This is a genomic window from Vibrio sp. 10N.261.51.A3, from assembly GCF_041471965.1.
In the GTDB taxonomy this organism is placed as follows: domain Bacteria; phylum Pseudomonadota; class Gammaproteobacteria; order Enterobacterales; family Vibrionaceae; genus Vibrio; species Vibrio crassostreae_C.
Genome location: NZ_JBFRPK010000143.1, coordinates 1 through 2,627 on the forward strand (window position 1 = coordinate 1; position 2,627 = coordinate 2,627).

General features: G+C 42.8%; 2 protein-coding genes. Both read left to right on the top strand.

The features are described from left to right. The first annotated feature begins 94 nt into the window (after nucleotides 1–94). A complete protein-coding gene (locus AB4371_RS22210) occupies nucleotides 95–871 on the top strand; it encodes a YggN family protein (RefSeq protein ID WP_137001977.1) in 777 nt (258 codons plus the stop codon). A 289-nt stretch (nucleotides 872–1,160) separates the two neighbouring features. Next, nucleotides 1,161–2,522: a sodium-dependent transporter gene (locus tag AB4371_RS22215; RefSeq protein ID WP_372150674.1), complete on the top strand. Its 1,362-nt coding sequence runs from the start codon at nucleotides 1,161–1,163 to the stop codon at nucleotides 2,520–2,522. Nucleotides 2,523–2,627: the final 105 nt, after the last annotated feature.

A 2,627-nucleotide genomic window follows, 5' to 3' on the forward strand; every position in this document is an offset into this window, starting at 1 on the left:
AAGATCAACACGCCCTAATAGATATAAAACGTTTCTCTGACAAAGGAGCATATACCAAGGGTATAGTAATCTGTCAGATTGATGAGAGGATGTTATGAAAAACAATGTATTTATGAAAAACAGTGTATTAATTGCATCACTAACAGCGGTTATCGCTGTTGTGAGCTTGCCAACGTTTGCTGCTCAGTGTCGAGTTGATTTGAAGAATGAACTACGAATTGATGACCAAAAAGTCGAAATCCATCAAGTGAATGGTGATACGGCCGTTTTTGATGATAACAACGACCTCTATATTCATGGTGAGAAGGTTGAGCTTGATGCCGACCAACAAGCGGCGATTGAGAAATATCGCGAAAACATGAGTGAGTACTTACCTCGAGCGAAACAAATGGCCAACGATAGCTTAGCGTTAGCCAATGACGTGATTGATGATATCGCGGCTAGCCTGGATTCACCTGAGTCATTTGATAATGTAAAAGAATCAATGAAAACCTACTTTGCAGAACTGGAAGCGCGTTATTACAAAGATGGCGAATTAGTGTTGCCTGCAGAAAGCTTTGATTCGATGGCCAATGGCTGGTCTGAAGATTTCGAGAAGGCGAAAGAAATCTTTAACCAAGAATTTATCTCTAGCGCTTTTAATGCGATGTCAGAAAAAATGAAACAAGACGGTGGCCTAAACCTGACTGAACTGGCTGACAGTATGGCTGAATTAAAGCTGAAAGTTGAAGAGCGAATGAAAGAACACTCTCAACAAGTACAGGAGGAAGCGAATGAGTTCTGTGATTCACTTGATGAGATGGCAGAACAAGAGCAAGAACTGCATGAAATCATTCCGAACTTAAAAGATTACCAAGTCTTCACAATTTAATTCGAGTCTAGTGATGAATAGTAAGAGCACCGGTCGGTGCTCTTTTTGTTTGTATAAATGGAACCACACGGCGAGTATTTATCTCAATTCAATCCATTTCCTTCTTAAGCCTACTGCTTCGCTTTGTTGCTTATAATTGAACGATAAGACTGGTTTTTTGTTAATTTTGTTGTTCTAAATAGCGCATTGATTGTAAAAATCAGAGAATTGTTCATTTATTGGTTGTGCCTATCATTGCTTTTTATTACTGTACTTCCCAACTAGTTCACTGATTTTTAATGCGGGCGATATGGACCAACAATCTTCCTCTTCAAGAGAGCACTTTAGCTCTCGTTTAGGTTTTATTTTAGCAGCGGCTGGTGCAGCGGTTGGCTTGGGTAATATTTGGGGTTTCCCGACTCAAGTTGCTAGCAACGGTGGTGGCGCTTTCCTTTTAGTCTATTTGATCATGATCTTCGTGGTTGCTTTCCCTATGTTGGTGGTTGAGATGGCTATAGGCCGTCACGGCCAAGCAAACCCAGTTGATAGCATGCGATCTTTGACGACAAACCCTTTGGGTAAGAAAGTCGGTGAGTTTGTCGGTTGGGTTGGACTGACTGTACCAAGCGCAGTGTTGGCGTTTTACAGTATTGTTGGTGGCTGGTTGATCTGTTTCCTAATTGGTGCGGTCGCGGATCTTATCGGCCTAGAAGCGATTGCTGATTGGTTTAAGGGCTTCAGTGTTGAGCGCAACGTATTTGGTACCGTCGCGTTCTATGTACTGACTATCTTGATTGTGCAGGGCGGTGTTAAGCAAGGCATCGAGAAATGGTCGACTCGTTTGATGCCTGCGCTGTTTGTTTTATTTGGCTTATTGTTTGTTTACATCATGACGCAATCTGGCGCGATGGAAGGCCTAAAACATTACCTTATTCCAGACTTTGAGAAAGTGTGGGATAGAAAACTGATTCTGGCGGCAATGGGACAGGGGTTCTTCTCACTCACTATTGGCGGTTGCTCGATGTTGGTTTATGGCTCTTACTTAAGCAAGAAAGAGAACCTACCAAAAATGGCGATGAACGTAACTCTGGTGGATACTGCTGTCGCTTTTATTGCTGGATTAGTGGTGATGCCAGCAATGTTTGTTGCGATGCAAAAAGGCGTTCAAATCTACGCTGAAGACGGATCACTATTAAGCTCTGACACTCTAGTATTCACGGTTTTGCCGTTGATGTTTGATAGTTTAGGTGTGCTTGGACAGATCTTTGCGATTGTGTTCTTTTTACTACTAACGATTGCTGCACTGACTTCTTCGATTTCGATGCTTGAAGGCCCGGTTGCGCTAGTGAGTGAGCGTTTCAATACTAGACGAACGCCAACAAGCTGGGTGATTGGTGGTGCTATCGCGCTGTTTAGTGTGGTGATTGTTTACAACTTTGCTGCGATGTTTGGCATGGTAGCGATGATTGCAACTCAGTATCTTCAACCAGTCGCTGCACTGATGTTCTGTGTGTTTGGTGGTTGGGTATGGAGCCGAGCTTCAAAAGTGAAAGAGCTTGAACAAGGCAGTCCTGATTTTCAACTTGGTTGGTTTGGTAAGGTTTGGCCAATGTATGTGAAGTTTGTGTGCCCAATTTTGGTAGCAACGGTTATCTGGGCATCTTTCGGTTAATGCAGAACCCTATCTGGGCTTTTTGAAATTACCTCCTCTGAACTTGAAATATTAAGTACAAAGCCACTCATAAAGAGTGGCTTTGTTGTTTGTGCGCCGAGCATG

Coding starts and splice junctions, on each gene's coding strand:
- AB4371_RS22210 (WP_137001977.1), top strand. CDS start 95: ATGAAAAACAATGTATTTATGAAAAACAGTGTATTAATTGCATCACTA.
- AB4371_RS22215 (WP_372150674.1), top strand. CDS start 1,161: ATGGACCAACAATCTTCCTCTTCAAGAGAGCACTTTAGCTCTCGTTTA.